At 68.8% G+C, this 26,681-nt stretch carries 18 protein-coding genes; 4 read left to right on the plus strand and 14 right to left on the minus strand.

Annotated elements, in window-relative coordinates:
* Nucleotides 1–7: 7 nt before the first annotated feature.
* A complete protein-coding gene (locus ACH4U7_RS11360) occupies nt 8–1,552 on the plus strand; it encodes a hypothetical protein (protein ID WP_398527720.1) in 1,545 nt (514 codons plus the stop codon).
* Nucleotides 1,553–1,565: 13 nt separating this feature from the next.
* On the opposite strand, the gene ACH4U7_RS11365 is transcribed toward ACH4U7_RS11360, so the two are convergent.
* The 10 genes from ACH4U7_RS11365 to ACH4U7_RS11410 form a co-directional block, all read right to left on the minus strand.
* Complete coding sequence (locus tag ACH4U7_RS11365) at nt 1,566–2,330, minus strand: acetoacetate decarboxylase (protein WP_398527721.1); 765 nt, start codon at nt 2,328–2,330, stop codon at nt 1,566–1,568.
* Nucleotides 2,331–2,397: 67 nt separating this feature from the next.
* Nucleotides 2,398–3,669: a cytochrome P450 gene (locus ACH4U7_RS11370; RefSeq protein WP_398527722.1), complete on the minus strand. Its 1,272-nt coding sequence runs from the start codon at nt 3,667–3,669 to the stop codon at nt 2,398–2,400.
* A 29-nt stretch (nt 3,670–3,698) separates the two neighbouring features.
* Nucleotides 3,699–5,291, minus strand: a complete 1,593-nt coding sequence (locus ACH4U7_RS11375; RefSeq protein ID WP_398527723.1) for a long-chain-fatty-acid--CoA ligase — start codon at nt 5,289–5,291, stop codon at nt 3,699–3,701.
* Between the two features lie 47 nt (nt 5,292–5,338).
* Nucleotides 5,339–6,808 (minus strand): polyketide synthase, encoded by a 1,470-nt coding sequence (locus tag ACH4U7_RS11380; RefSeq protein ID WP_398527724.1) that lies wholly within the window; start codon nt 6,806–6,808, stop codon nt 5,339–5,341.
* Complete coding sequence (locus ACH4U7_RS11385; RefSeq protein WP_398527725.1) at nt 6,805–12,231, minus strand: type I polyketide synthase; 5,427 nt, start codon at nt 12,229–12,231, stop codon at nt 6,805–6,807. Before ACH4U7_RS11385 ends, ACH4U7_RS11380 begins: the two co-directional genes overlap by 4 nt.
* A 40-nt stretch (nt 12,232–12,271) precedes the next feature.
* Nucleotides 12,272–12,673 (minus strand): acyl carrier protein, encoded by a 402-nt coding sequence (locus ACH4U7_RS11390; RefSeq protein WP_398527726.1) that lies wholly within the window; start codon nt 12,671–12,673, stop codon nt 12,272–12,274.
* Complete coding sequence (locus tag ACH4U7_RS11395) at nt 12,670–13,236, minus strand: FcoT family thioesterase (RefSeq protein ID WP_398527727.1); 567 nt, start codon at nt 13,234–13,236, stop codon at nt 12,670–12,672. The genes ACH4U7_RS11390 and ACH4U7_RS11395 overlap by 4 nt, the downstream gene beginning before the upstream one ends.
* A complete protein-coding gene (locus ACH4U7_RS11400; RefSeq protein ID WP_398527728.1) occupies nt 13,233–14,117 on the minus strand; it encodes a TauD/TfdA dioxygenase family protein in 885 nt (294 codons plus the stop codon). The genes ACH4U7_RS11395 and ACH4U7_RS11400 overlap by 4 nt, the downstream gene beginning before the upstream one ends.
* 373 nt (nt 14,118–14,490) lie before the next feature.
* Entirely contained in the window at nt 14,491–15,351 is an 861-nt protein-coding gene (locus tag ACH4U7_RS11405) for a hypothetical protein (RefSeq protein WP_398527729.1), read from the minus strand.
* Nucleotides 15,348–15,707: a hypothetical protein gene (locus ACH4U7_RS11410; protein ID WP_398527730.1), complete on the minus strand. Its 360-nt coding sequence runs from the start codon at nt 15,705–15,707 to the stop codon at nt 15,348–15,350. The genes ACH4U7_RS11405 and ACH4U7_RS11410 overlap by 4 nt, the downstream gene beginning before the upstream one ends.
* A 94-nt stretch (nt 15,708–15,801) precedes the next feature.
* On the opposite strand from ACH4U7_RS11410, the gene ACH4U7_RS11415 reads away from it, so the two are divergent.
* Nucleotides 15,802–20,103, plus strand: a complete 4,302-nt coding sequence (locus tag ACH4U7_RS11415) for a CHAT domain-containing protein (RefSeq protein WP_398527731.1) — start codon at nt 15,802–15,804, stop codon at nt 20,101–20,103.
* 173 nt (nt 20,104–20,276) lie between these two features.
* Nucleotides 20,277–21,257, plus strand: a complete 981-nt coding sequence (locus ACH4U7_RS11420) for a nucleoside hydrolase (RefSeq protein ID WP_398527732.1) — start codon at nt 20,277–20,279, stop codon at nt 21,255–21,257.
* On the opposite strand, the gene ACH4U7_RS11425 is transcribed toward ACH4U7_RS11420, so the two are convergent.
* Nucleotides 21,235–22,941, minus strand: coding sequence for a tetratricopeptide repeat protein (locus ACH4U7_RS11425; RefSeq protein ID WP_398527733.1), 1,707 nt, complete (start codon nt 22,939–22,941; stop codon nt 21,235–21,237). The two genes, ACH4U7_RS11420 and ACH4U7_RS11425, sit on opposite strands and share 23 nt — an antisense overlap.
* 596 nt (nt 22,942–23,537) lie before the next feature.
* Nucleotides 23,538–24,191 (minus strand): TetR/AcrR family transcriptional regulator, encoded by a 654-nt coding sequence (locus ACH4U7_RS11430; protein ID WP_398527734.1) that lies wholly within the window; start codon nt 24,189–24,191, stop codon nt 23,538–23,540.
* 111 nt (nt 24,192–24,302) lie between these two features.
* On the opposite strand from ACH4U7_RS11430, the gene ACH4U7_RS11435 reads away from it, so the two are divergent.
* A complete protein-coding gene (locus ACH4U7_RS11435; RefSeq protein ID WP_398527735.1) occupies nt 24,303–25,100 on the plus strand; it encodes an acetoacetate decarboxylase family protein in 798 nt (265 codons plus the stop codon).
* Here ACH4U7_RS11435 and ACH4U7_RS11440 read toward each other — a convergent pair.
* Nucleotides 25,072–25,986 (minus strand): urease accessory protein UreD, encoded by a 915-nt coding sequence (locus tag ACH4U7_RS11440; RefSeq protein WP_398527736.1) that lies wholly within the window; start codon nt 25,984–25,986, stop codon nt 25,072–25,074. The two genes, ACH4U7_RS11435 and ACH4U7_RS11440, sit on opposite strands and share 29 nt — an antisense overlap.
* Nucleotides 25,983–26,678, minus strand: coding sequence for an urease accessory protein UreG (gene ureG, locus ACH4U7_RS11445; RefSeq protein WP_398527737.1), 696 nt, complete (start codon nt 26,676–26,678; stop codon nt 25,983–25,985). Before ureG ends, ACH4U7_RS11440 begins: the two co-directional genes overlap by 4 nt.
* Nucleotides 26,679–26,681 lie beyond the last annotated feature (3 nt).

Consider the following 26,681-nt stretch of genomic DNA (forward strand, 5'->3'; position numbering starts at 1 on the left):
GCCTGCGATGAGCGACATCCTGAGGTTCATCATCGTCCCCGCCCTCTACCTGGCCCTGCTCCTGCTCTACCTGCTCTTCGTCCCGGTGATCGCGGCCCTGCGCGGCGCCGCTCTGGTCAGTGAGCTGCTGTGGCGCTACTGCCGGTTGCTCAACGGCGTGCTGCGCCTGCGCACCCCCGAGTTCGTGACCATCCCGCCGTACCGCCCCGCCGACGAACGAGCCCACCGCAACTACTTCTTCGGACCCGCCACCCGCGACCTGCGGCAACTGCTCATGCAAGGGCGTCGGCTGTACGTCCGTACGGTCACCGACGCCTACCGCCGGGTGACCGCTGACCAGTTCACCGCACCCTCCATGCACCGATCCGCTTCGGTCCCCTACGGCCTGACCCTCTATCTGGGCCTCGGCGTCGGCGCCGCCGCCGCGGTACCCGTGCTGGGCCTGCTCCTCGGCCTGCACGCGCTCGGCGTGGCCCTGCTCACGGCCGGCGCCCGGCTGATCGCACTCACCCTGCGGGCCGCCGACCGCGCGGTGATGATCCTGCGCGGGCTGCCCCGGGGCATGCTGTGCCCCAGCTGCTTCGAACGCGTCCCCTATCCGGCATACGACTGCCCCCGCGCGACCTGCCGACGCCGGCACGCCGACATCCGCCCCGGTACTTTCGGCCTCTTCCGGCGCCGGTGCGCCTGCGACGAGCGGATACCGACCCTGCTGATGCTGATGAGCAGGGACGCCCGGCTGAGCGGCTACTGCGTGCACGAACACTGCGGCAAGTCGATGAACCCGGACGCCGGGCACATGCCCGAGCTGATCCTTCCGCTGATCGGCGGCCGGGCCGCGGGCAAGACACAGCTGATGGCGGCGATGGTGAAGTCACTGGAGAACACCGCGGAGAACGGCGGGCCGGCGATCCGGCTCGCGGACCCCGAGTCGACCGCCAACCAGCGGGTGCTGAACGAGGTCCTGGAGATCCAGGGCCACACCCGCCCCACCCAGAAGACACTGCCCCGAGCCCATTCGTTCGTACGAGGCAGCGGCCGCGCCGAGCGGCTGGTGCATGTCTTCGACACGGCCGGCGAGCGGTTCGTCAACCGGGAGGAGACCGACGCGCTGCGCTATATCCGGGAGGCCCGTATCTTCGTGTTCGTCCTCGACCCGATGGCCGTCGACGCGTTCTGGACCCGCCTCGACCCGGCAGGCCCGAAGGTGGACCGCACGCTGGCCTCGACGGTCGACCCGGAGGACGTGTTCTCACGCTCGGTGCAGACCGTACGCACGATGGGCACCCGCCTCGACAAAGCCCGGCTCGCCGTCGCCGTCAGCAAGAGGGACCTGCTGACCGGGCAGCCCGCGCTCCTGCCCGACCGCCCGGACGACAGCGATACAACCCGGGATTGGCTGTGTGAGCGGCTGGGGTTGCGGAATTTGTTGAGGACGATGGATTTGGAGTTCGGTGAGGTCCGGTTCTTCTGTACGGCGGCGGTGGCGGATGAGGAGGGGCGGGTGGACCCCAGCGTAGGGGTTTTCGTTGACTGGTGCCTGCACGAGTAAGAGCGTCTTCTGGTCATCGACCGGACGAAGCGGGATCCACTCCGGCTTCGAGGTAGTCGTGTACCGGTTTCATCGGACCGAGCGTCAGGTCCGTGACGATGTGGCTCGCGGAGATGATCTCCAGCACAGGCAGGTCGGCCAGGGGAGCGAGGACGTGCTCGAACAGTTGCAGCCTGGCCGGCGCGGTCCATGCCTGCTTGACCTCGATGTCGGTGATTTCCGTGCGCACCAGCTCGCAGGCCCGCATCGACGCGTCGTAGTCCGGGGCGAACTTGAGCATGTAGGTGGGGATGCTGATCTGCGCACGGGCGTCGTCGGGGTCCATGGCGTGGTGTTTGTAGCCCATGGTCGCGGTGGCCACCCGGATCGTGCCGTAGTCGAGGGTGCCGACGAGTGCGGCGTTGTCCAGGTAGAGCGACGGTGAGCCCAGGACCTTGGGATAGGCGCCGACCTCGCGTCCGCCGGCGGCGGCAGGGAAGCTGTCCAGGTACATCGCGCGCAGATACTCACCGGGTTCACCCTGGTAGCTGACCGAGATGGCCTGTCCGGCCTCGGTGTAGGGGCCGTACCCGGTCACCTCGTTCATCTTCATCACCTCGAACCGCACGATGGGGTCCTCGATCTCCAGCGGCTCCGGTGTCACGGCTCTGACGGCGTCCGGATCCGTCCGATAGAAGATGTTGAGGTACTCGCGATCGATGTACTTGGGCAGCATCGGCGGGTAGGCGGGGGCGCCGATCGGGGTGGCGTAGTGGCGGCGCACATCTTCGGCACGCATGGTTCTTCCGGCTCCTTTGGTACGGATGTACGGATCGGGCCCGATGGCACGGATCAGGCCCGACGGCCTAGGCGACGCTGATCGGAATGCTCTGGGGACCCCGTGCGCTGCGGGCGGTCCGCATCGTGACGTCACCGGCGATCCGCATGTCCGGGAAGCGTGCGAACAGCTCGCGCAGCGCGATCTCCGCCTCCAGCCTCGCCAGCCCTGAGCCGACGCAGTGGTGGGCACCGGCGGAGAACGCGATGTGCTCCCGGATGTTGCCCCGGGTGACATCGAAACGATGAGGATCGGTGAACACCTTCGGGTCGCGGTTGGCGCCCCCCAGCAGTTGCACGAGCCAGCCGCCGCGCGGAATCTGCCGGCCGTCGAGTTCGACGTCCTCGAGGGCCATCCGGACGGTGAACATCGCCGGCGGGTCGTAGCGCAGAGCCTCTTCCACCACGTCGGGCGCGGTATCGGGGTTGTCGAGGAAGAGTTTTTTCTGTTCCGGGTGGTCCAGCAGAAAGCGCACGCTGTTGGAGATGAGGTTGACGGTGGTCTCGAGACCAGCCGCCAGCAGCAGCCCGATCAGCCCGATCAGCTCCTCGTCGGTGACCGGCCGGCCGTCGACCTCGGCGCCGACCAGACCGCTGATCGCGTTGTCACGGGGCGCGCGGCGATTCTCCTCGATCAGCTGGGTGAAGAACGACGTCATCTCCGCCAGCACCGCGCGCACCATGCGGCGCTCGCCCATGGTGCGTACGCCGTCGATGGTGGTGGCCAGTGCCATGCCCCACCGGCCGAACCGCTCGTAGCTCTCGATCTCGATGCCGAGCATGTCACCGATGACGGCGGTGGGCACCTGCGCGGTGAAGTCGCGGACGAGATCGAAGTCCTGGCCGTCGGAGATGCGGTCCAGATGGCTGTGGACGATCTTTTCGACCCGGGCGGCGCGGGTGCGGAGGGCACTGGCGGTGAACCACGGCGCGACAAGCCTGCGCAGCCGGGTGTGCTCGGGGGGATTCACCGCCAGCAGCGACCGCTCGATGGGGTGGATCAGCGTGTCCGCGTCCCCTTGGCGCATCTCCCAGGCCGGGGGCGACGGGGGAACCGGCATACCGAACCGGGGGTCCTTCAGGACCGCTCGACACTGGGCGTGTGAGACGGTGCAGAAGATCCCGAGTTTGCTGCGGTAGACCTCGCCGTGCTCCCGGATCTGCTCGTACAGCGGGAACGGATCCGCGGGCTGCCGTCTCCCCAGCAGTTTCGCGGCGGGATCCCCGGACAGCGCGGCCCCCGCCATCATGGTCCGGAACGTGGCGAGCTTGATCGCCGTACGAACGCCTCGGATGCCCATGCCCATCATCGGATGTCCTCCTCTCAAGGTCAGTTGACCTTGCGGTCGTTGTCCGCCCACAGTTGCTCGCGCAGCTTTCTGCGCAGGATCTTGCCGCTGGGGTTGCGCGGGACCACGTCGATGACCTGGTACCTGGCGGGGATCTTGAATCGGGCTAGCTGGCCGCTCAGGAACCGTGTCAGCTCCTGTGCCGCCGGTACGTCATGGCCCTGGCGCAGCACGATGTACGCGCGCACCTCCTCGCCCGACGCGGGGTTGGGGGCGCCCACCACCGCGGCCTCGGCGATGGCCGAGTGGCGGCACAGGGCGTTCTCCACCTCGGCCGGGTATACGTTCTCCCCGCCGACGATGATGGTGTCGGTGATCCGGTCGCGGATGTAGAGGTAGCCGTCCTCGTCCCGGTAGCCCGCGTCCCCGGTGACGATCCAGCCGTCGACGAGGGTGCGCGCCGTCGCATCGGGCAGATTCCAGTATCCGGCCATCCGGGCCGGTGTGTGCAGCCACACCTGGCCGATCTCTCCCGTCGGCACATCGTCGCCCCGGGAGTCCACGATCCTCATCCGTACGCCGGGATAGGGAAGTCCGGCCGCGGCGAGCCGGGGACTGCCCGGCCGGTGCTCCGAGGGAGGCAGACAGACCGCGGTGTTTCCGGTCTCGGTGAGCCCGTAGATCTGGGCCAGTTCGCAGTCGAAGACGTCCAGGCCGCGGCGGAGCAGCGTGTCCGAGATCGGGGACCCTCCGTAGACCACCTTGCGCAGCGAGGCGAAGTCCGGTTTGCCGACATTCGGCTCGTCCAAGATCATGCGCATCATCGCGGGCACCATGCAGGCGGTGGTGATACCGGCTTCCCTGATGAGGTCGACAGCGCGCAGGCTGTCGAACGCGGGGAGCAGGACGTTTGTGACACCGGCGTTGAGTCCCTGCATCGCCCACCACAGGCCGCCGATGTGGAAGCCGGGAACGCACACCAGACTCCGGTCGTCCGCGCGCCAGTCGATCCACTCAAGACCGTGTTCGGCGAGCATGCCCGCGACGGCGAAGAAGCTGCGCTGGGCCAGCACGACGCCCTTGGGCGCCCCCGTCGTACCGCTCGTGTAGATCTGTACGACTTCGGTGTCGGTGTCGGTGTCGGCGTCTGCTTCGGCGGGTGCGGTGAATCCGGTGTCGGCGGGCCGGTCGTCAGCCCATGTCTCGAAACCGGCCGCGTCCAGCGGGACGGTGTGCTGAAGCTTCGGCAGAGCCGGCACGGCCTCCTGTACCAGCGGGGCCAGGGCCGGTCCGAAGAACAACAGCTCGGTACCGGAATCACGCAGGATGTGGGTGACCTCGGCAGTGGTCAGCCGCCAGTCGATCGGGACGAGGACCGCACCGGTCTTGGCGCACGCGAGCACGATCTCGTGAAATCTCTCCGAGTCGGCGGCGAAGTGCGCGACCCGGCTGCCGCGCCGGACGCCGGAGGCGGTCAGCGCCTGAGCGGTCCGGTCGCTCCTTCGGTCCAGTTCCTGGTAGGTGACCTGGACCGATCCGCAGACCAGCGCGGGGTGATCGGGCCGTTCGGCCGCGTGACGGGCCAGGCTGTCCTGAAGTGTTCCGGGCTTTGTGCTGGGCTGCGTTCTGCTCATCCGGTGCCTCGCTCGCCAGGGGTAACGGTCAGTGCCAGGAGTAGCTGTCAGTGCCAGGTGTAGGAGTCGAGCCAGTGGTGGCCGCCGGTCGACGGTGTCGGGCCGGGAAGGAGACCGGGCGGGGGACCGGGCCGTGGGGTGGCGGCGGCTTCGATGAGGACGTGTGCGTTGACCCCGGTGAAACCGAACGCGTTGACGCCTGCCAGCCGGTGCTCCTCCGAGGGCCACGGCAGGGCCTTCGTCGGCACCGTCACCGACGTCGGCCGGCCGAAGACGGCCGGATCGGGATCCGTGAAGTCGGGTTGCGCGGGCACGGTGCGGTGGCGCAGCGCGAGAATCGCCCTGACCAGTCCTACGGCCCCCGAGGCGGTCTCCAGGTAGCCGATGTTGGCCTTTCCGCTGCCGACGTAGAGCGGCGGGCTGTCCGTGGAGTTGCGTTCGTACGCGGTGGCTATCGCATCGATTTCGACGGCGTCGGCGAGCTTGTCGGCGCTGCCGTGCGCCTCGACGTAGCCGACCTGTGCCGGGTCGACCCCGGCCGCCGTCAGGCAGTCCCGGATGGCCCGCTGCTGTCCCGCGGAGGACGGGGCGGACATCGTGGACCGTCGGCCGTGCTGACGGATCGCGCTCGACCGGATCAGGGCGTACGGAGTGTCCTCGTCGGCACGGGCGTCCTGCTCGCGCTTCAGCACCAGCACCACGCTCCCCTCGGCGCGGACGTATCCGTCGGCGCGCGCGGTGAAGGGCCGGCAGCGCCCGGTGGCGGACAGCATGCCCGCCTTGGCGAACACCGCGGTGGTGACCGGTGACAGCAGCAGATGACTCACTCCCACGATCGCCACATCGCATTCCTTGCGGCGCAACGCGGCGCCCGCGAGGTGCACCGCGACGAGAGTGGAGGAGCAGGCGGTGTCGACCGTCAGCGCCGGACCGTTCAGCCCGAGGCCGACGGAGATCCGCCCGGCGGCCCCGCTGACCACCGTGCCGGTGGCCATCGGCGCGGACATCCGGTCGGCGGTGGCGCCGTTACGGATCCCCGCCAGGCCGTACTCCGGTGTGGTGACGGAGACGAAGACACCCACGCACAGGCCGCCCGGGTCGGTGAGGCCCGCGTCCTCCAACGCCCGGGATGTCTCGGTGAGCAGCAGCCGCTGCTGCGGGTCGAGGCAGCGGGCCTCCTCCTCGGAAATGCCGAAGCGCTCGGCGTCGAAGAGGTCGATATCGGTGAGGTACCCGCCCTGGCGGAGCGCGGCGGCGTACGGCGCGATGTCCGGCGCCGCGAGGTTCCAGCGCGGTCGGCCCAGGCTGTCGGTGGGGACACCGGTCTGCTCGGTGGCCAGCACCCTGCCCTCGTCGACCATCGCCCACAGATCGGCGGGGGTGCCGATGCCACCGGGCAGCCGGCAGCTCATCCCCACGACCGCCAAGCCCTCGGTCTCGGCCTGGTGCTGCCGTGCGAGGAGCAGCATCAACTGGGTTCTGGACAGCTTCTCCAGCGATTCGATGTACGCCCTCATCCGAGGTCCTTCAACGCCGCCAGTTCGGCCTCGGCGTCCAGTGAATCCAGTCCGCCGCTCGGCTCGCCCGGGCCGCCCGTCCCGCCGTCGCCCGGCCGGAGCAGTGCGTCAAGGTGTTCCACCAGCAGATCCGTTGTCGGATAGTCCATGGTGATCGACGCCGACAGGGAGGTGTGCAGCGCCGCCTCCAGGCCGTTCTTGACGTCCACCGCGGCCAGTGAGTCCAGCCCCAGGTGGGTGAAGGGCGTGTCGGCCGGGATGTCACCCGTGGCGTCGAAGCGCAGCACTTTGGCCACGGTCCCGCGAACCAGATCGGCGAGCGCCTGCCGTCGTGCGTCCTCGGGCAGCCCGGCCAGTTGATCGACGTCGAGCGTGCGTACGGTGTTGTCCCTCGGGCGTGCGAGCCCTTCGTACAGGGCGTTGGACAACGGCCGTGTCGCGGCGTACGTGGTCCAGTCGCATTCGCCGACCACGATCTGCGGAACGGGACTGTCCAGCAACGTGGCCAAAGCGCGGGCTCCGTCCCGGGGCTGGATGAACACCATTCCCTGCCGCTCGAACGACTGCCTGTGCGCCTCGTCCAGGGCCGCGGCCATACCGACCTCCGCCCACGGACCCCAGTCGATCGCGGTACCGGGCAGGCCGCGAGCGCAGCGCCAGTGCATGAGCGCGTCCAGGAAGGCGTTGCCCGCGGCGTAGTTGCACTGGCCCGCCTGGCCCAGCACGGCGGAGCTGGATCCGTATCCGATGAAGAACCTGACCTCGGGGAGGTCGGCTGTCGCCTGGTGCAGCAGCCAGCTTCCGTAGACCTTGGCCCGGAAGACCTTGTCGATGTTGTCCCAGTCCTGTGAGTTCACGGGCCGGTCGGAGAGCACACCCGCCGCGTGGACGACACCGCCCAGCGCCGGTCCTTCCTTCGCGAGACTCTTGAACAAGGTGTCGACGGCCGCGGGTTCCGCGATATCCGCGGCGTACACCCGCACACTGACCTGCTCGCCGAGGGTCTGCCTGACCTTTTGGAACTCCTGGTCGTCGGGGGCGCGCCTGCTGACCAGCGCCAGGTGGCGCGCGCCGCGGTCCACCAGCGTTCGAGCGGTCAGCAGGCCCAGGCCACCGAGCCCGCCGGTGATGAGGTAGGTGTGGTCACCGTCGACCGGCGTCTGCTCGGGTTCGGTCGTGATCGGCTCCTCGGTCCCGATCCGCTCCTCGGGGGTGCTCGGGACCAGCCGGCGGACATGGCGCCGACCATCGCGGTAGGCGATCTGGAACTCGTCGGGTTCGCCCCTCAGCAACTCCCCGAGCACGGTGGCCGGGTCGCTCTCGCCCACCGGCAGGTCCAGGAGAGTCACCCGGTGGTTCGGATACTCGCTCAGCAACACCGCACCGAAGCCCCAGAGGCTGGAGGCGGACAGCCGGCTGCCGTCGTCGGCCTCGTCCTGGGGAAACCACTGGCCGCCTCTGGTCACCAGCCACAGCCGCTGGTCCGGCCCGAATCCGCAGGTCTCCAGGAGGCCCACCAGCTCAAGCAGTTCGGTGTACTGCCGTTCGCATTCGGCACGCAACCCAGCAACACCGGGGCCGGGCACCGCGGCGCGCCGCTCGCCCGGCTGCCAGAACCAGCACAGATCGGTCGGCCCTTGTGCGAGCAGATCGGGGAGCTGGGCCAGGTCCGAAGCGAAGGCGAGCGAGGTGCCGGTGCGCTCCGCCTCTTCGGCCAGCGACACGTTTTCTTCCAGACCACTGTGCAGCAGAGCGATACGGCGCCCTGGGACGGGCGTGGCCGAGGCGGGCGCTTCGATCCACTGGGTCTGATAGAACATCCGCCGCCGGGCGACGCCGACCGAGGACATCCGCCGCAGTTCCAGGCCGTTCAGCACGCATACCACGCGCCGGCCGTCGTAGAGCACCACATCGGCGACGAAGTCCACATCCGTGGACTGCTGCGCGGGGAGCAGCCGGACCACGCTGCGCAGCGTCGCGCCACGGGGTCGGCTGAGCAATCGGAAGGACCGCAGCCGGACGGGAAGGCCGGGCTGGATGATGGTGGCCAGGGTCTGCAGCGCGGAGTCGAGGATCGCCGGGGGGAGGTGTTCGGTGGTCACCCCCGCCGGACCGGTGATCTCTGCCGTCACGAGGTTGTCGCCGCGGCGGGTGAAGGACTCGATGAGACGGAAACGCGGGCCGTAGTCCATTCCGGAATCCGCGAAGTCCGCGTACAGCTCGGCGATCCGCTGGTCTCGCTGTTCGTCCCCCGCCTCGGCTCCGGCCAGCTCTTCCATCAGGTCGGAGCCGTCTTCGAGTGGTACGGCGTCCTGGCCCTCCTTGCCGATGGCCGCGGTGACGTGCAGCCTCTCGATGCCCGCGTCGTCGCTGACGCTGAGGATCTCGATCAACTCGCCGCCGTCCTCCGTGGTCCTGACCCGGGTGCGCAGACTGATGGCGTCGTCCGACAGCAGCAGCGGCTCATGAATGCGCATATCGTCGATCGGAAACCGGATGTGTCCGTGCACGGCGTCCACCGCGGCGATGAGCAGTTCGATGAACCCCGCCGCTGGGAAGACCACTTGGCCGACGACCATGTGATCCACCAGGTAGTCCGGTCGGCCGGCGCTGATCCGGTTGGCGAACTCCCGTACAGAGGAGGAGCGTTGCTTCTCGGTGGTGGTCTCGGCGCCGAGCAGAGGGTGATGGGCACTGGCGTTTAGGCCTTTGCCGAAGTCAGGCAGCCAGTACCGCTTGCGGTCGAAAGAGTAGGCCGGCAGGGTGAGCCGCGGCTTCGGCCGACCCTCGTGGAAACCCCGCCACGACAGGGGCAGCCCCGCCGTGTAGAGCTGGGCGGCGGCTTCGTACGGCGAGCGGTCCTGCTCCGCCGCGGATCCCAAGGACGCCACCCACAGATGGCGGGAGGCCGTCACACAGGCGCGCCCGGAGTTGATCAGGGATCGGCCCGGCCCGATCTCCACCATGGCGTGCGGTCCAAGGCCGGTCAGTGTCCGGATGCCACCGGCGAAGTCGACGGGTTCACGGATCAGCCGCGCCCAGTAGGCGGCGGAGCACACCTCGTCCACGTCGGCGATATCGCCGCTCAGATTGGAAATCAGGGTGATCTCGGGTTCCTGGAACCCCACCCCGGCGATGAGGCCGCGGAACTCCTCCAACACCTCGTCCATCAGCGGAGAGTGAAAGGCATGGGACACCGGGAGCCGCTTGGTACGCAGGCCACGCTCGGTCAGCTCGGCGGCCATCGCCTCCAGCGGCTCCGTGCCACCCGACACCACGCACTGGTCGGGAGCGTTGAGCGCGGCGAGCGACAGGCCGGGGTACTGGTCGAGCGACGGAGCGATGTCCGCACCCGATGCCCGCACCGCCATCATCCCGCCCGGTGCCGAAACCGACTGCATGAGCCGGGCCCGCGCCGCCACCAGCCCGATCGCGTCCGGAAGCGGGAAGACGCCCGCCACGGTGGCCGCGGCCACCTCACCGATGCTGTGCCCGATCACGGCGTCCGGACGGATGCCCCACGACTTCCACAGCTCGGCCAGGGCGTATTCCAGTGTGAACAGCGCCGGCTGGGTGTACCGGGTCTGGTCCAGCAGTCCTGCGGTCTGGCCTTCACCGAACATCACACCGCGGACGGGCGGCCCGTCGAGGTGTTCCGCGAAGAGTCGGTCGCATACGTCGACGGTGTCGCGGAAGACCCGGTGGCTCCGGTAGAGCCCGGCCGCCATGCCGGGGTACTGGGAGCCCTGACCGCTGAACAGGAAGGCCACCTTGCGCTGCTGTGGGGTGTCCTTCGTCTCGCGGAGATGCCCGGCCAGCAGCGCCTCCAGGTCCGCCGGGCCGCCGACGACTCCGGCGATACGCGAGGCGTGATGCGCCCGCAGGACATTGCTCGCGTGGCACAACTCCTCGACGTCGGTGTCCGGATGGTCGGCGAGATAGCGCTGGTACCGCTCCACCTGGAGTCCCAGTGCCTTGCGGGTCCGGGCCGACAGGGTGAACACGGCCGTACCGGACCGTGGCCGGGCGCTCTCCTCCCGTACCGGGTCGGACGCGGGGGCCTGCTCGATGACCGCGGACGCGATGGTGCCGGCGAAGCCGAAGGAGTTCACCAGCGCCCTGCGGGTTCCGGCCGGCCAGGGCACGGGCTCGCGGGGCACAGCGACGGGCAGCTCGTCCCATGCGACATGGGTGGAGGGGATGTCCATGTTCAGATGCGGGTAGATAAGCCCCTCGCCCAGCTGCAACGCCACCTTGATGATGCCGCTGACACCGGCTGCGGCCTCGGCATGGCCGAGGTTGGTCTTGCCCGACGCGACGAAGACCGGGGCGCCGGGGCTGTGCGACTCGGCGAAGACCTTGCCGATCGCCGATAACTCAATGGGATCACCCAGCGCGGTGCCTGTACCGTGCGCCTCGACGTACTGGATGTCCTCCGGCCGCACCGCCGAGTTGAGCAGCGCCGCGCGCATCACCCGCTGCTGGGAGCTTCCGTTGGGCACCGTGAGCCCGGCACCTTCGCCGTCCTGGCGGATCGCCGAGCCGCGTACCAGGGCCAGGATCCGGTCGCCGTCCCGCTGGGCGTCGGACAGCCGCTTGAGCGCCAGCACACCGCACCCTTCGCTGCGGGCGTATCCGTCCGCGCGGTCGTCGAAGGTTTTGCAACGCCCGTCCGGAGCCAGCATGTTGGCATCGGTCGTCACGATGTGCGCCTGGGGGTGGTGGACCAGGTTGACCCCGGCGCACAGGGCGATATCGCACTGCCGCTGCCGCAGGTCCTGCACGGCCGTGTGCAGCGCCACCAGCGACGATGAGCAGGCCGTGTCGAAGCTCGCGCAGGGGCCGTGCCAGCCGAGGACATACGACAGCCGTCCCGAGGCGGCGCTGTGGGCGGTCCCGGTGCCCAGATAGCCGTTGATCGCCTCGTACGGCAGGGTCTCCGCGGCGATCATGTAGTCGGCGGAGCTGATCCCCACGTAGACACCGCCGTCGCCGCCGCGCAGCGCGTGCGCGTCGAGCCCCGCGTCCTCCAGCGCCTCCCACGCCGTCTCCAGCAGCAGCCGTTGCTGCGGATCCACGTAGTCGGCCTCTTTCGGCGATATCCCGAAGAACGCGGGATCGAACCGGTCGATGCCCTGGAGGAAGCCGCCGCCCCGGGTACGGATCGTGCCTTTCGCGGCCGGGTCGTCGCTCTCGAACGCGGCGACGTCCCAGCGGTCGGAGGGAATGGGCCCGGTGCCGTCCCGCCCGGAGCGCAGAAACTCCGCCAACGATTCCCGTGTGTCGTTGCCGTCCGGCAGCCGCAGACCGATGCCCACGATGGCGATCGGTTCGTACTTCTCCAGCAGCAGCCGCTGGAGCAGATCTCCGTCAGGGTCAGCGGCCTTCTGCCGACCGCTCTGGCTGCCCATGGGTGTCGTCATGTCGCTCCTGGTATGGGGTGCACGGCCGCTCCGCGGGGACTCAGCTGTAGAGGTTCCGCAGAATCTCCTGGACCATCGGCGGCAGCTCCTGAGCGTTCCGTGGTGCGGGCGTGGCGGAGGGCTCGGGTGCGGTGCCGGGGAACACATCCGAGAGCACGGTGTCCGCGAGATGATCGGTCAGGCTCTGGGACGTCGGGTGCTCGAACAACGCCTCGATCTCGATCCTCCTGTCCAGCATCCGGGTCAGACGCTGGCGAAGCTCGGTCAGCCGGAGCGAGGTCATGCCCAGGTCGAAGAAGCTGACGTCGGCGCCCATCTCGACGTCTTCCGGGAGCAGCAGGACCTCTCTGACCTCGGCATCGACCAGGTCCGCCAGCGTCTGCCTGCGGCGCGCCCGGGGGAGCGAGAGCAGCAGATCCACCGCGTTCGCCGGTTCGGTCATTGCGGCGCACCCTGCGGCAGGTTGGTCAGCGCGATCTGGATCTCGCCCGTGCACCGTCCGCCGCCCTCGTCCCAGAACCGGCACTCGCTCTCGATGAGGGCCAACGGCGCCTTGCCGTTCTCGCCGGAGCGCAGCTTGAAGTCGGTGAAGCTCAGCTCGCCGCGGAACTCCTGTCCCCGGATCGCGCGGTGGAATCTGCTGGTGTACCGGGTGATCAGAATGTCGGAGAGCTGGCGCTGCCAGTAGTCGTCGAGTGTCCAGGCATCGAAGACGGGAGGCAGCCGGTTCTGGACGCACTTGGCGATCAGGTAGTAGGCGATCTGGTTGAAGCAGATGTTGAACTCGACCGCGTTGAAGTGGCCGGTGTCGTCGATGTAGCACGACTCGCCGATGCGGAACGCACCGGAGGCGGTGACGGCCTCGTTCTCCAGGCGTACCTCCGCGGGGCCGAGATACCGGCAGTTCGTGCGGTAGGGACGCAGCACCCGTTCACGCAGTGCCGGGTCGTCGGGGTGTGCCGTGGCGGTTCCGGCGGCCGGCTGAGCGAGGGGGCCGGCCGTCATGTCGTCGTCCCGTAGAAGGGGTGGTCGTCGTGGACGGTCACCCGGTACGAGGTGCTGGGCTCCGGTGTGGGGCTGTGCAGCGCGCGGTGGACGAGGCTGCGGTTGTCCCAGATGAGCAGGTCGCCTTTGGTGAACGTCTGGGTGTGAATGTGCTCGTTGCCGAACGTCGTGTCGAGCTGACCACTGGCCTCGAGCAGCCGGTGCAGCGAGTCGTCCTCGAGCACCCGGCCCTGCTGGTCGTGCAGCTCGCAGGTCAGGGCCTCGCTGACATACAGCACCTCTTCCCCGGTGACCGGGTGGACGAAGACAGTGGGGTGGATCACCGGCGGGGTCTTCTTCTCGATCTCGTCCACGAGTTCACAGATGGGGCGGTAGACATCGGACGGCCGGATCTTGAAATAGCGCCTCGCGCTGTGCAGTCCCTTGGTCGTCCGCGCCACCGAACGCAGTTCTTCGGGCAGGCAGGCGAACACCTTTCCCATATCGATGTAGTGCGTTCCCCGGTTCGTCTTGGGGACCACTTGTGGGTAGGTCATCGTGATGCCGAACGGCCTGGGCATGAACGAGTAGTCCGCATGCCAGAACGCACCGGTCTTGGGGACCCCCACCTGCTGTGTCGACTCCGGGGTACTGGAGGACACGAATATCTCTTCGTGGTCGGGGTGGTGGTACATCGGCTCGTAATAGACCTCGATCGTACCGAGTGCCTTTCCGAGCGCGATGAACTGCTGCGGACTGAGGTGCTGGTCCTTCAGGATCAGTAACTTCTCCTGATAGATCGAATCCTTCAGGCGGAGCAGGTCGGATGGCGACAGAGTTTCCACGTCGAACTCGGTGACCGTGGCACCCATTTTCTGGTCGACTTGCGGCGTGATCTTCATATGAATAATCCGTTCCTCGGCCATTGGGGCCCTGCGACTGGATCCTGCGCCGGTTCGCGAGGTGATGTTTCCATCGCGGTGTCTGCTCGGGCAAGGAGGTCAAGGAAGTTGGCATTTTCATGTCGGCGTAGTTCCGGTGCGCTCAGCGCGATAATTACCGGAAGGCGGCATTCGACAGCCGGGAAGCAAGGGATGGCGCTCATCAACTCCATGACGAGCAAAACGGAGAAAAGCATTCCGCCGGTTCCGGATCGACCCGAAGAAGTGGGAATGCCCGATATCCCGCGGATGAATGCGGTTACGGGCAATCGAAAATCCGTACGCGGCCGCCCCCTGCTCGGCCCTGGCCGGCGCGTACTGAGCCGTTGGCCCTTCACGCTCCCTTGCGCACGGCGCGGGTGACCTCGCGGCCGATCTCCGGCGTGACGCGACTGTCCGGCACCGGAATGCCCAGCGAAGTGGCGAGGTCCGCGCCATGGAGGTCGACCGCGGATTCCATCAGTTGGGCCAGGTTTGTGATGGCCGAACGGCCTCGGACAACGGCCGTGAGGGTCGTTCCGAGTCCTGCCAACCCCAGTGGCCACCAAACGGCTCCTGCGAGGGTATAGAGCGTGCCCCAACCGGCCAGTGCCGCAGCCCTGTTGAATGCGTCCTTCCCCTCGTCCAGAACCGCTCGGGTCTCCTCCGGCAGCACCAACCACAGCCGCGGCCAGCCGAACTCGAGGTCGAGGCCGTACTCGAGCCGGACGCGTATGCCGAGCGCCGCTATGTTGTCACCCATGCGAGTCGGTCTCGTCGGAGGCGCCAGCGCGATGCGATTGCGCCGGTACGCCAGGTGGGCCAGGACCTCGTCCGGCTGCCCCTGGCGGTACGCCTGTTCATAGCGGTCTTGGGCAGTTGCCCAGCGGCGACGGCGCCGACCGGTCAGGGCCTCGCCGGTACGTCCGGGCCATTGGCCGAGCCACAGCCAGTGGACGGCCCTCCCCGAGCCGTGTGCCAGCAGCCCCGCACAGGCCGACAGCAGCAGGGCACCCAGCACGGCGGCGGCCAGTTGCTCACCCGAGGCAGTGCCCTGCTGGAGTTCGGCCACGAACCGCGCGTCGCCGGGCCACTCCCCGAAACGTATGCGCCAGCCCACGGTGAGGGAGGCGACGAAGAGGGCCCCGGGCACGACGAGGAGGGAAACCCACTTACCGGCCAGCTGCTTGGCCAGCTCGTTGAGGAAGGGGGTCACGGGGTGCGCCGCTCCGGCGTCGCCCGCGTCAACGGCTCCTCGAAAATGTGGCATTCGGGCGTCGCCACACCCGGCGCCCGTACCCAGTCGCGGTCGCACCGACCCGCGGGACAGCCGAACAACCCGTCGACCGGGACCCCTGGAGCCACACCGGGCACCCCGACCATCGACCTGGGCCCGACGGCAGGGATACCGAATTGCCGTCCCAGCTCGTCGAGTTGTGTCACTGCGCCGATGTCCGTCCGCATACGGCGTACCAGCTCCGCGACCTCGTCCGCGCGGCCCTGCGCTGCGGCGAGACGACGCAGGAGGGGGAGTGCTTCACACCATGCCGCGACATCTCCCCGACGTTCCATGCTGCTCCTTGTCGCTGCTGGAGAAGACGCGTCAGCGTCCCGCATGATGGTACGCGCCGCGCTGGGTCGCCACCGTGGGGGATGGATGGGGAAGATGAGGATTTCACCGCTCACGGCGCTGCAGGCACGGATCGAAGGTTTCGCGTCCACTGCCGATCCGCGGCATGTGATCGGGCCGGAGGCAGAGGCGGCTGCGGGGCTCCTCGCCGAGTCCCTGCCTACGTCATGGAGCGACGAGGCCGCCCGCGCCCTGGGCTGGTTCCACTGGTTCCGCTGTGTGGCCCAGCAGACCTACGACGGCCCGGACTTCCGCCACGCCCTGGGGCTCTTCCGTCCCCTTTGGGGGCGGACACCGGACGCGGTGCCGGATGCGATCGGTGCCGTACTCGCTCGGGAATCCGCCACACCGCGGCTGCTCGAAGAGGCCCTGCGGCTCGGCGACGAGGCAGCCGAGCGTGCCACCGCCTTTCGGACCACGGGGGACCTGGCGCAGTTGAGCAAGGCAACCGTGCTGCTCCGGCGCGGCATCGACATGCTGCGGGAGGTCGGAGCCCTGCCGGAGGTGCTGCAGATCAACCTGGTGGAAGTCCTCCTGCAGTGGCATATGAGGGACGAGGATCCCGGCACGCTGGAGGAGGCCGTCAGCTGGGCCTCGCGCACGATCCACTCCCTCGCCTCGGTCGCCGACGAACAGGCCGTACCACTGCTCGCCCCGTTGGGCGGAAACCTGCTGAACGCCTACCGCAACGGTGCGGGCCGCCGTGCGGGAAGAGATCCGCGGCTGCTCTCCCTGGCCGCGGCGGCGTGGGACCGTGTCCAGGAGAAGGCTGCGGACCCGGAGACACGGGTACAGGTCCGGCTCCGATTGGCGGCGGCTCTCATCGAGGGCCATCTGCGCACTCCGTCCGTCGAGTGGGTCCAACAGGCCGCCGGGTGTGTCGAGCGCGTGACCGGGGAATGCGATCGGGCCGACGCCCGCGCCCGCGGCATCCTCAAGACCCTCACCACCGTCGTACCGCAGCACATCGCCCAGGACCAGCCCGCTCTGCTCCGCGCACGGGCCGGCGTGCTGCGGGCCCTCGTCGGACACCATGGATCGAGTGACGATCAACGGCGCGCGTACCGGACGGACCTCGGGCTGTGTCTGCGGGTAACACACGCCGCAACGGGCGATGTCGCCGCGCTGGACGAGGCAGTGGAGGTCCTGCGGGCCGCGCTCGGCGGTACGGACGGGACAGGCTCCGATGCCGTGAGCCGGATGGTCAGTCTCGCCAACGCCCTCAAGGCGCGGGTACACAACCACGCGATAGGCGGACACAACGCCCGCGGCAGGGACGACGAGGGCGCGCGCGATGACATCGCGGAGGCCGAACGGTGGGCGCGCGGGGCACATCAGGCGGTCCCGGAGGAAGTCGGCCCCTTGTCCTGCCTCGGCAACGTGCTTCGGGAGAAAGCGCTCCTGCTGCGCGACGTGCAGGCCATGCGGGAATCGGCACGCCTCAACCACGCGGCCGTACGGACGCTGGATCCGAGCGATCCGGCCTATGTGACGCTACTGCTGAACACCGGGCTGTCCTACAAGGAGTCGGCAACGGTCACGGGCGATGTCTCCGACGCCGACCATGCGGTGGCCGTGCTGCGGACGGCGGCCGAGCACGCCGAAGCTCACCGCCCCGAGCACATCCCTGTTCGCGTCGAATTGGGGCACGCGCTGACGCTGCGGGCCGAACTGGGCGAGGACCGCGAGGCCCTGGCGCAGGGCAGACAGCTCCTCGAATCGGTGTCCGCGGAACTCCCGGACGGCCATGCCGAGGCGAGCCGTGCGCAGCTCAACCTCATCGACTCCTACCGCGTCGAGTTCCAACTCACCCTGGACAGCGCGGCGGTGGACGAGGCGCTGAGGCTGGCCCGACACTATCTGGAAGACCCCTCACTCGACGATGGCGAGCGTGGCCTGCGACTGGGCAGATGCGCGGGAGCCCTCACCGCCGCGTACAACAACACGCACGACAGAAGGCTCCTCGACGAACTCCTTCCCGTCTGCCGCTCCGCTGTGCGGTTCGCCCGGGAAGGCTCCTTCGACCGGTCCCAGTCCCTGTTGGAGCTCGGCGCCTGTCTGGTCTCGGTCTACGAGGTCTCGCGGGACGGCACGGCCCTGCTGGAGGCCATCGACGTACTGAAGGAGGCGGCATCCGGCCCCGAGGCGTGGCGCACGACCCCGGAGGCCATGGCGCGGCTGGCGGAAGCGAGACTGCACCACGCCCAGCAGTTCGCCCCCTTCATGGACCTGGCCCGCAGGGCGCGCGAGAGCAGTCCCCGCATCTTCACCGACCTCTTCGCCGAGCCCTTCGCGGCGCACGAGCGCGAACTTGACGCGATCGTGGACCTCTGCCGGAAGTCGCTGGCGCTGCGCGCCCCAGGCAGCCGAGAGCGCTCGGTCTCGCTGTCCTATCTGGCGGTGGGGCTGCTGGGCCGGGCACGGGACCGCGCATCCGCGGAGGACACCAGAGAAGCCGTTGAGCTGCTGCGCGAGGCGATCCGGACAGGACATGCCGATCACCCGGACAGGCCGCTTTGGGGCACCAACCTGGTCGGCGCGCTGCTGGACGTCCACCGGCACGACGGGGAATCGTCGCTGCTGGACGAGGCCGAAGCCGCGGCGCGCGAGGCCATGTCCGCGACGAGCGCGGACGACGTACTGCACGTGCGCGCACTGTTGATGCTCTCCCATGTTCTGGCACGACGCGACGACGAGGCAGGGGATTCGACCGCGGAGGTGCTCGAACTGAGGCGCCGGGTCTACCGGACCACACACTTCTCCCTTCCGGAACGTATCGACGCCGCCAAGGCGGCGGGTGGTCTCGCCGCCGCCATCGGCGACTGGGAAGGCGCGGCGGCAGATTACGAGGCGGCGGTGGACCTCCTGCCACGCCTGGCCGGGCACCGGCTCGACCGGTCCGACCGCGAGCTGCTCATCGCCGATGAGTTCCTGCTCGCGTCGCAGGCCGCGGCCTGCGCCCTGCAATTGGGGGATCCCCACCGGGCGTTGGATCTCCTTGAGCGGGGCCGGTGCATTCTGCTCGGACAGCTCACCGAGACCCGTCGCGACCTGTCGGATCTGCGTCGGCAGGCACCGGAGCTGGCCGAGGAGTTCAGCTCGCTCGGCGAGGCCATGACGTCCCTCGGTGCGAGCACCGACCATGCTCCGACCCATGTGGCTGGTCCCACGAGGGACGAGCACCGGCTCACAGTCCGCTCCTGGGAGCGCGTACGCGACGAGATCCGCGGACTGCCCGGCTTCGAGAGCTTTCTCCGGCCGGGCGTGCCCGACCTCGGCGCACTGACCGAGCACGGCCCGGTGGTGGTCGTCAACGTCGCGACCGTACGCAGCGACGCGATCGTCCTCTCCGAGGGCACGGCGACATGCGTGCCGTTGCCCCGGGCCGACCTGACGTCCGCAACCGACCGGTTCACGGCCTTCAGCTCGGCGGTCGGCGTGCTGCACAACCCGCACGAGCCCGCCGAGAAGCGCTGGGAGGCGGGCACGGTCGCCCTGGACACACTCACCTGGCTGTGGGAAGCGGTCGTCGAACCCGTCGTCCGGGCACTGGATCTCACACCCGGCGGTGCCTCCCTTCCCCGGCTGTGGTGGTGCCCCACCGGTATCCTGAGCTTTCTGCCCCTGCACGCGGCCGGGCAGTACAGCGGCGGTGCCGCCCACGGAATCGCCGACTACGTGATGTCGTCGTACACCACCACACTCAACGCACTGCGCCCGAAGGATGCCGCGCACAACAAGTCCGGCCGCTCCCGCGTCTGCCGTGATCCGCGCCTGCTGGTGGTCGCCACACCGGAAGCGCCCGGGGCAGCGCCCCTGCGACACGCGGCGGCGGATGCGCAGGCGCTCGCCGGGCTGTTCCCCCGAAGTACCGTCCTGACCGGCGAGAACGCCACCAAGCAAGCCGTGCTCCGCGAGCTCCCGCAACACACCTGGGCGCACTTCGCCTGCCACACGCGGGCCGGCTTCCTCGGCAGAACGGCCAACGAGCTCGTGCTGCAGGACGGTTCACTGTCGCTGCCGGACGTCTCGACACTGTCCCTCGACGCCGAACTCGTCTTCCTCGCCTCGTGCGGATCCGCTGCCGGCTCCTACCATCTTGCCGATGAAGCCCACCATGTCGCCTCGTCGTTCCAGCTTGCGGGCTTCACCCATGTGATCGGCACCCTGTGGGAGGTCGCCGACGGCGACGCCACTGAGTTCACCACGACCTTGTACGGCCTCTTGGCGGAGGGTGTTCCACCCCCGGAGGCGCTGCACCGCGTGACCCACGACCTGCGCCAGCGCTATCCGCGCAGCCCATGGCTGTGGGCCCCCTATGTGCACATGGGGTCCTGACCGGGCAAGGGCTGGACCGGTCGTGCTTTGGGGACCCCACAGGTGGCCAGTTTCCCCACTGTGCAGCATCCCTTAGGTCGGGAAAGGTGTTCCGCAATGACGAAACAGTGGCGGGAGTGACGAGTGAACGCAGAGCTCCCTGGCAGATGGGCCATCCAAGAGGAGGGGACAGCATGCCACCTACCGCTTCCACACGCCTGTCGGTTGTCATCGATACGGATCCGGGGGTGGATGACGCCTGGGCGATCCTGTTCCTGGCTGCCCAGGCGGACGTCGAGATCGTCGCAATCGGGGCTGCGCACGGCAACGTGCCCACGGCCACGGCGGCGGCAAACGCCCTACGAGTGCTTGATGTCGTCGGCCTGAACCACGTACCGGTTGCCGTTGGGCATCCCACTCCCTTACAGCAGCCGTTGCAGACGGCCGAGTTCGTCCATGGCGAGGATGGCCTCGGCGGCAACGCCGGTCCTCCGTCACCGCGCCGGACCAGCACAGAATCGGCAGCGGAACAGTTGGTGCGGCTGGCCAGACAACGGCCAGGAGAACTGACGTTGCTCGCCCTGGCACCGCTGACCAACCTTGCCCTCGCCCTCCGGAAGGAGCCGAATCTCCCTCGGCTCCTGCGCCGTGTGGTGTTCATGGGCGGCGCGTTCCGCGTCGCGGGCAACATCACTGCCTGGGCTGATGCGAACACCGCTCATGACCCGGAGGCAGCCGAGGAGGTCCTGCGCGCGGGGTTCGACCTGACCATGGTGCCGATGGACATAACCGAACACGCATGGGTTGACGACGCTTGGCTGAAGCGGGTCGCGAATGTGGCCACTTCTGCGGCCCGCTTCGCATCATCCGTGCTCGATACCTATCTCGCCATCTACAGCGACGCTCAGGGCACCACTGGGTGCCTCATGCACGACCCGATCGCTGCGGCCATCATGGTCGATGAGTCTTTGGCCACCTACACGGAGCGTCAGGTGGTGGTCGAGTTGGCGGGGCATGCGCGTGGCGCCACATTGGTCGACGAACGGAAGTTCAGCATCAGCCAAGGGGGTATCCCGGACCAGCGACCGCCGGTGCGGATAGCCGCCACCGTGGATGCCGCCACCGCTATGGAGCGCGTCCAGCGGGCCCTGCTCACCTCCGAAGCGGGCCAGTGATCGAAGGCTCTCCGGGCTGAGACCATTCGGCCGGCCGGTCTCGCAACCGTGTGGCTCGGGGGTCGCCAAGCTGGTCGTAAAGCTTCCACGCCCGCTCGCACGCCTGCCGCGCCTCCTCCCATCGGGACAGCTTCCCAAGGAGCTGAGCGCGGAGGTCGTGCGCGGCGGCCTGCCCCCAGTCGTTGCCTCCCTGGGAATGGCACTCGGCGCTTCGAACCAGGCATTGCACTGCCTGCACCAGGTCACCCTGCTGCTGTTGCAGATGAGCGCGTCGATCCCAGAACATCCCCTCCCCGACGAGGTCGCCCATCCGGCGATGCAGTGCCAACCCCTCCTTGAACCCGGCCTGTGACCCCGTCATGTTTCCCAGCAGACCGTCGGCTTCGGCGAGGCTGCATCGTGCCACGGCCTCCCCGTGTGCGTCCCCGGTCTGCCGGAAGGTGTCCAGAGCCCGGCTGAAGTATGAATGTGGCAGCGGCGTGTCCTTTCGGTCGGCGGCGATGAACCCCAAGGCCTCCAGACACCATGCCTGACCCAGCCGGTCGCCGATGCGGCGGTGCAGCGTCAGGGCTTGTGTGACGTGCCGTTGCGCACGGTCGTAGTGCCCGGACTGACGGTATGCCTCAGCCAGATTCATCTCGACCCAGGCCTGACCGCCGGGACCACCGTACGTCGTCGCCGCCTCCAGTCCGATCGTGCGGCTGGAGATCCACATGCTCCATGGCTTGCGCAAGAGCAACCAGTTCCACAGCCGCCCCGGGATGTGCCACGCCCCCGGAAGCCGGTGGCGGGCGGCGAGCCGGCCCATCGGGACGGCGGAGTCTTTCGCCTCTTCATCCAGCCAGGCCCGTGCTTCTTCCGCCGCGGTATCGCTGGTGAAGGTACGTGGGGTGACTCCAGCGGGAGGCGGATCAAGTGGCGGAACTTCCCGTTGCGGAGCCAATGCCGTGTTGGCGGCATCCACGCTGAGCGTGTACCAGGACGTCAGCCGGTGGGCTGCCGCGAGCCGCTCGGCGTCCGATTCCTCAGCCGCGGCCCGATCGGCGGCGTACTCCCGCAGTAGATCATGCATCCAGTACCGGTCCAGCCCGGTCTCCTCCACCAAGTGGACGCCTATCAGTCCGTCGAGCAGATCCCGGGTGAGGGCCAGCGAGTGCCCGGTCAAGGCCGCCGCGGCGGCCGCGCTGATGGGCGGCCCGGGGTACAGGCCCAGCAGCCGGAACATCCGCGCTGTCTCCCCGTCCAGCGCCTTGTAGGACAGGTCGAACACCTTGCGCACGGCCAAGTCGTCGTTGTCGCGGTCAACCAGGACATCAAGCCGGTCCTTGCCGGACAGTTCGTCGGCTACATGGGACAGCGGCCAGCGGGGGTGGGTCGCCAGGCGCTCCGCTGTGATCCGCAGGGCCAACGGGAGATGCGCGCACCGGAGCGCCACCGCCCGGGCCACGTCCTGCTCGGCATTCACTCGCTGCTCTCCGATGACACCGCGGAGCAGCTCGATCGACTCCTGGGGATCCATCGGCGCCAGGGACAGACGCTGGGCTCCGGCGGTGATGCCCAGCCCGGTCAGGCGCCGCCGACTGGTCACGATCACAGCGCAGGAGGCGGAGCCCACCAGCAGTGGCTTCACCTGCTGGGAGTCGATGGCGTTGTCCAGCACGACCAGGACGTGACGGTCGGCCACCACCGTTCGAAAGAGGGCCGACCGCGCTTCAAGCTCGTCGGGAACAGACTCCGTCCCCAGGGCGGCCAGAAAATCCTCAAGAACCTGCAACGGTTCAGCCGGGCGTCCTTGGTGAGAAGCGCGAGGGTGGCGTCGAGCTCGCGTAACGCATGTGTGCGGCCGACGAAGCCCGCGACCGCAGAAGGCAACTGGGCCGGGCGCAATTGGCTTTGGGCCTCCAGCCGAGCGAGCTTCAGCAGTTTGCCCTCCGCTGACAGGGCGTCGTCGCAACTTCGGGCCAGGGCCAGAGTGGGCGCGGCTTGGCCTCGTTCAATCCGGCTGAGCTACCCCGGGCTGTAGTGCACTATCTGCGCAAACTGGCGCAGCGACAGCCCCCGCTGGGACCGAAGACGCCGCAAGGCGGAGCTGAACTGCCCGGACACTGACAAACCATTCCTCTCTGAGAGAATTCTCCGCTCCGGGAGTGCCGGAGAACATGGTGAGCCTTTCGCCCCATCATGAACCGATGATCTGCGCACCCGCTCTGGACATTCTGGATCGCTCGATGCTCGCGCATCCCATGGAAGGACCATGCGATGGGCGAGGGGCCACCTGATTCAGGACGCTCCCGTACGCAGCCCGTTTCCCGGGTTCGTAACGGGACGCTCTCCCGATTCGCGGTGGGAGAGCAGCGGGGGAGCTGTCGTGGTGAGTTGGACCAGGTGTTCGGCGAGGTCGGTGTCGAGGGATGAGCCGGTCATGAGGCGTCGGTAGAGGATGGTGCCGGCCCAAATGTCCTGGACGAGGTCGGTGTCGAGGTCGTCGGGCAGGTCGCCGCGCTGGATTCCGCGGTGCAGGGCGGCGGCGATGTTCTCGCGCTTGCGGTGCAGGAATGTCTCCCGGAATCGGGTCATGAGGTCGGGGTGGTGGAGGAGGCTGGCGGCGAGGGCGGGCAGTGCGGTGGCCATGTCCTCGTTGGTGTAGTTGTCGATGGTCATGTCGACGGCCTGGCGCAGTTCGGCGTGGGTGTCGCCGAGGTCGGGGATTTCATCGGCGCGGAAGATCTCGGCGAGTGCGTCGGCGACGAGCGCTTCCTTACTGGGCCACCAGCGGTAGATGGTCGTTTTGCCGACGCCTGCGGCCGCCGCGACGGCCTCGATGGTCAGCGCCGGGTAACCCTGTGCCGACAGGACGTCTCGCGCCGCGTTGAGGATTTTTGAAGCAGAGCGTGGCCCACTGGTCGCCGAGCCTGAGGAGAAGACGAGTGCCATGAGTGAAACGATACGTAACGTTTCACTCAAGGAGCAAGGTGTGTTACGGTCCCCTCAACTGCAACGATACGTATCGTTTCGATCTGGCCTCTCCTCGAAGGAACTCGTGTCATGAAGGGTTACACCGTCCCCCTGTCTCCTCGCGGCATCGCGAACCTGGCGCCCGCCCCGCCGTGGCACTACGCCGGCACGGTGGTGGGTGTGGAGTTCTTCACCGACCCGGCCGCTGCCGCGGCGACCCTGCCCGAGGGGCTGACCGCCGATCCGGACTCTGCCGGCCGCGGCGTCGCGATGTTCATCGACTGGCAGTACTCCTCCGCGGGCCTGGAGTACCTGGACCCCGCACGCTCGCAGTACCGGGAGTTCCTGATCACCCTGGACGCTCACTACAACGGCACCCCGGTGGCCTGGTGCCCCTACATCTATGTCGACAACGACGCCGCCATGGCCCGCGGCTGGGTCCAGGGCTTCCCCAAGAAGCTCGGCGCCGTCCACCAGACGCGCGCCTACTCCGTCGGCGGACCCGGCACCCCTGTCCTCGGCCCGGGCGGACAATTCGGCGCCACCGCCTCCTCCGCCGGACAGCGCATCGCGGAAGCCAAGATCACCCTGGAACAGCCGGTCCCCGACCCCGCCGCCCTGATGAACCGTCCCGTGATCAACCTCCGCCACTTCCCCCGCCTGGCCGCCGGGCAACACGACCAGCCCGCCGTACACGAACTGGTCATGTCCGTCCTGGACGACAGCGCCGTCAGCGATGCCTGGGCCGGCACCGCCGACCTCGCCTTCCTCCCTGCCCACGGCGAAGAACTCGCCGACCTGCCCGTCCGGCGTACCGGCAGGGGGTTCCACTTCGACCTCGCCTACACCGTCACCGACCTCAAGACCCTCGCCGACCACAGCGCATAGCGGGCACTCGAACTGCGAGCGCGGCGTCGAGGAGGAGGCGCAGGCGGGACGGGGTGGGGGCGATGGCGGTGGTGAGCAGGGCGCGGGTGTCGGCGAGTGGGGCCAGTACGGCGCAGCCGTCTGCCGGGTCGTCGCCCAAGTGGACCGGCTCCTCGATGGAGTGGGGCTCGGGTGCGACGATGAGGAGTTGGCCGCAGGCCCGGTGGCCGCCCAGGACGGCGGGGCCGTCCCAGGCGAGTGCGGGGACTCCGTAGGCGGTGTGCTGGTCGAGGATGAGCCGGCCGGCGCGGCGTACGGTGAGACGGGTGGTGAGGTGTCCGGGTGGCTCCGCCGTACGGCCGAGCAGCTGTTCCTCGCGTAGCAGCAGCCGCGAGGAGGCGGCGAGGTCGACGGTGTAGGTCTGGTGCAGGGTGCTGCCGCGTGTGCTGATCAACGGCTGGGGAAGCCAGGTCAAGGACGCGTTCTCGTCCGCCGTGAGCCGTACGTCGTAGCCGGCCGGGTCGGTGGTGGAGCCGCGCAGGGCGATGGTGGCGGCGGCCGTGGTCACCTCCAGTTCGGCCCGCTTCCGCGCGGTGATGTCGAGCGCCAGGCGGTCGCCTCCCAGCGGCGCGCTCATCGCCCCGATCACGCTGACCCGCGCCCGTCCGCCGGATGACCGTAGCCGCCGCAGGTGGAAGGGGCCGTCGCTGTGCAGGAGCGGGAGCGTGGTGGCGCGGCCGTTGTGTTCGGCGCGGATACGGGCGGTGGCGCGGACCCCGTTGCCCCCAGCGCCGTTCTGCTCGCCATCGCCGCCTTCGACGCCGGCGGCTCGTAGCGCCGTGGCACCTGCGGGCGGGCGGACGGCAGCCACGGTGTGCGTCGGTGGCGAGCCGGTCGCGGGGGTCACGCGGCGCTCCCGGCTCGCCATGCGGTCAGGCAGCCGGTCACCCAGTCGGCGACCGGACGGATCCCGTCGGCTTGGGTGAGGCTGGTGAAGGCGACGGGCAGGTCCCCGCGCCCGCGCTGTGCGTCGGCCGCCATGGTGCCGAGGTCGGCGCCGACGTAGGGGGCGAGATCGGTTTTGTTGACGACGAGGAGGTCGGCGGTGGTGATGCCGGGGCCGCCCTTGCGGGGGATGTCGTCGCCGCTGGCCACGTCGATGACGAAGATCTGTGTGTCGACCAGGCCACGCGAGAAGGTGGCGGTGAGGTTGTCGCCGCCGGATTCGAGGAGGATCAGATCGAGTGGCCCGACGGTGGCCTCCAGGTCTTCGACGGCCTCGAGGTTGGCGGAGATGTCGTCGCGGATCGCGGTGTGCGGGCAGGCACCGGTCTCGACGGCGGCGATCCGCTCGGGCGGGAGCACGGCTTCGCGGCGCAGAAACTCGGCGTCCTCGCGTGTGTAGATGTCGTTGGTGACCACGGCGATGGAAAGCCGGTCGCGCAGGGCCCGGCACAGTGCGGCCACGGTCGCCGTCTTGCCGGAGCCGACGGGTCCGCCCAGCCCGATGCGCAGTGCGCGGCGGCCGCCGTCGGGCCGCACTGGTTCGGCGCTGTGGGTGTGGCGGTCCGGCATGGTCACGGCGTGGTCGAGATGCACGGC

Origin of the sequence: Streptomyces sp. NPDC020845 (assembly GCF_044334165.1) — a bacterium.
In the GTDB taxonomy this organism is placed as follows: domain Bacteria; phylum Actinomycetota; class Actinomycetes; order Streptomycetales; family Streptomycetaceae; genus Streptomyces.

Coding starts and splice junctions, on each gene's coding strand:
- ACH4U7_RS11390 (WP_398527726.1), bottom strand. CDS start 12,673: ATGACCGAACCGGCGAACGCGGTGGATCTGCTGCTCTCGCTCCCCCGG.
- ACH4U7_RS11385 (WP_398527725.1), bottom strand. CDS start 12,231: ATGACGACACCCATGGGCAGCCAGAGCGGTCGGCAGAAGGCCGCTGAC.
- ACH4U7_RS11375 (WP_398527723.1), bottom strand. CDS start 5,291: ATGAGCAGAACGCAGCCCAGCACAAAGCCCGGAACACTTCAGGACAGC.
- ACH4U7_RS11365 (WP_398527721.1), bottom strand. CDS start 2,330: ATGCGTGCCGAAGATGTGCGCCGCCACTACGCCACCCCGATCGGCGCC.
- ACH4U7_RS11420 (WP_398527732.1), top strand. CDS start 20,277: ATGCCACCTACCGCTTCCACACGCCTGTCGGTTGTCATCGATACGGAT.
- ACH4U7_RS11370 (WP_398527722.1), bottom strand. CDS start 3,669: ATGGGCATCCGAGGCGTTCGTACGGCGATCAAGCTCGCCACGTTCCGG.
- ACH4U7_RS11395 (WP_398527727.1), bottom strand. CDS start 13,236: ATGACGGCCGGCCCCCTCGCTCAGCCGGCCGCCGGAACCGCCACGGCA.
- ACH4U7_RS11415 (WP_398527731.1), top strand. CDS start 15,802: ATGAGGATTTCACCGCTCACGGCGCTGCAGGCACGGATCGAAGGTTTC.
- ACH4U7_RS11380 (WP_398527724.1), bottom strand. CDS start 6,808: ATGAGGGCGTACATCGAATCGCTGGAGAAGCTGTCCAGAACCCAGTTG.
- ACH4U7_RS11410 (WP_398527730.1), bottom strand. CDS start 15,707: ATGGAACGTCGGGGAGATGTCGCGGCATGGTGTGAAGCACTCCCCCTC.
- ACH4U7_RS11400 (WP_398527728.1), bottom strand. CDS start 14,117: ATGAAGATCACGCCGCAAGTCGACCAGAAAATGGGTGCCACGGTCACC.
- ACH4U7_RS11360 (WP_398527720.1), top strand. CDS start 8: ATGAGCGACATCCTGAGGTTCATCATCGTCCCCGCCCTCTACCTGGCC.
- ACH4U7_RS11430 (WP_398527734.1), bottom strand. CDS start 24,191: ATGGCACTCGTCTTCTCCTCAGGCTCGGCGACCAGTGGGCCACGCTCT.
- ACH4U7_RS11435 (WP_398527735.1), top strand. CDS start 24,303: ATGAAGGGTTACACCGTCCCCCTGTCTCCTCGCGGCATCGCGAACCTG.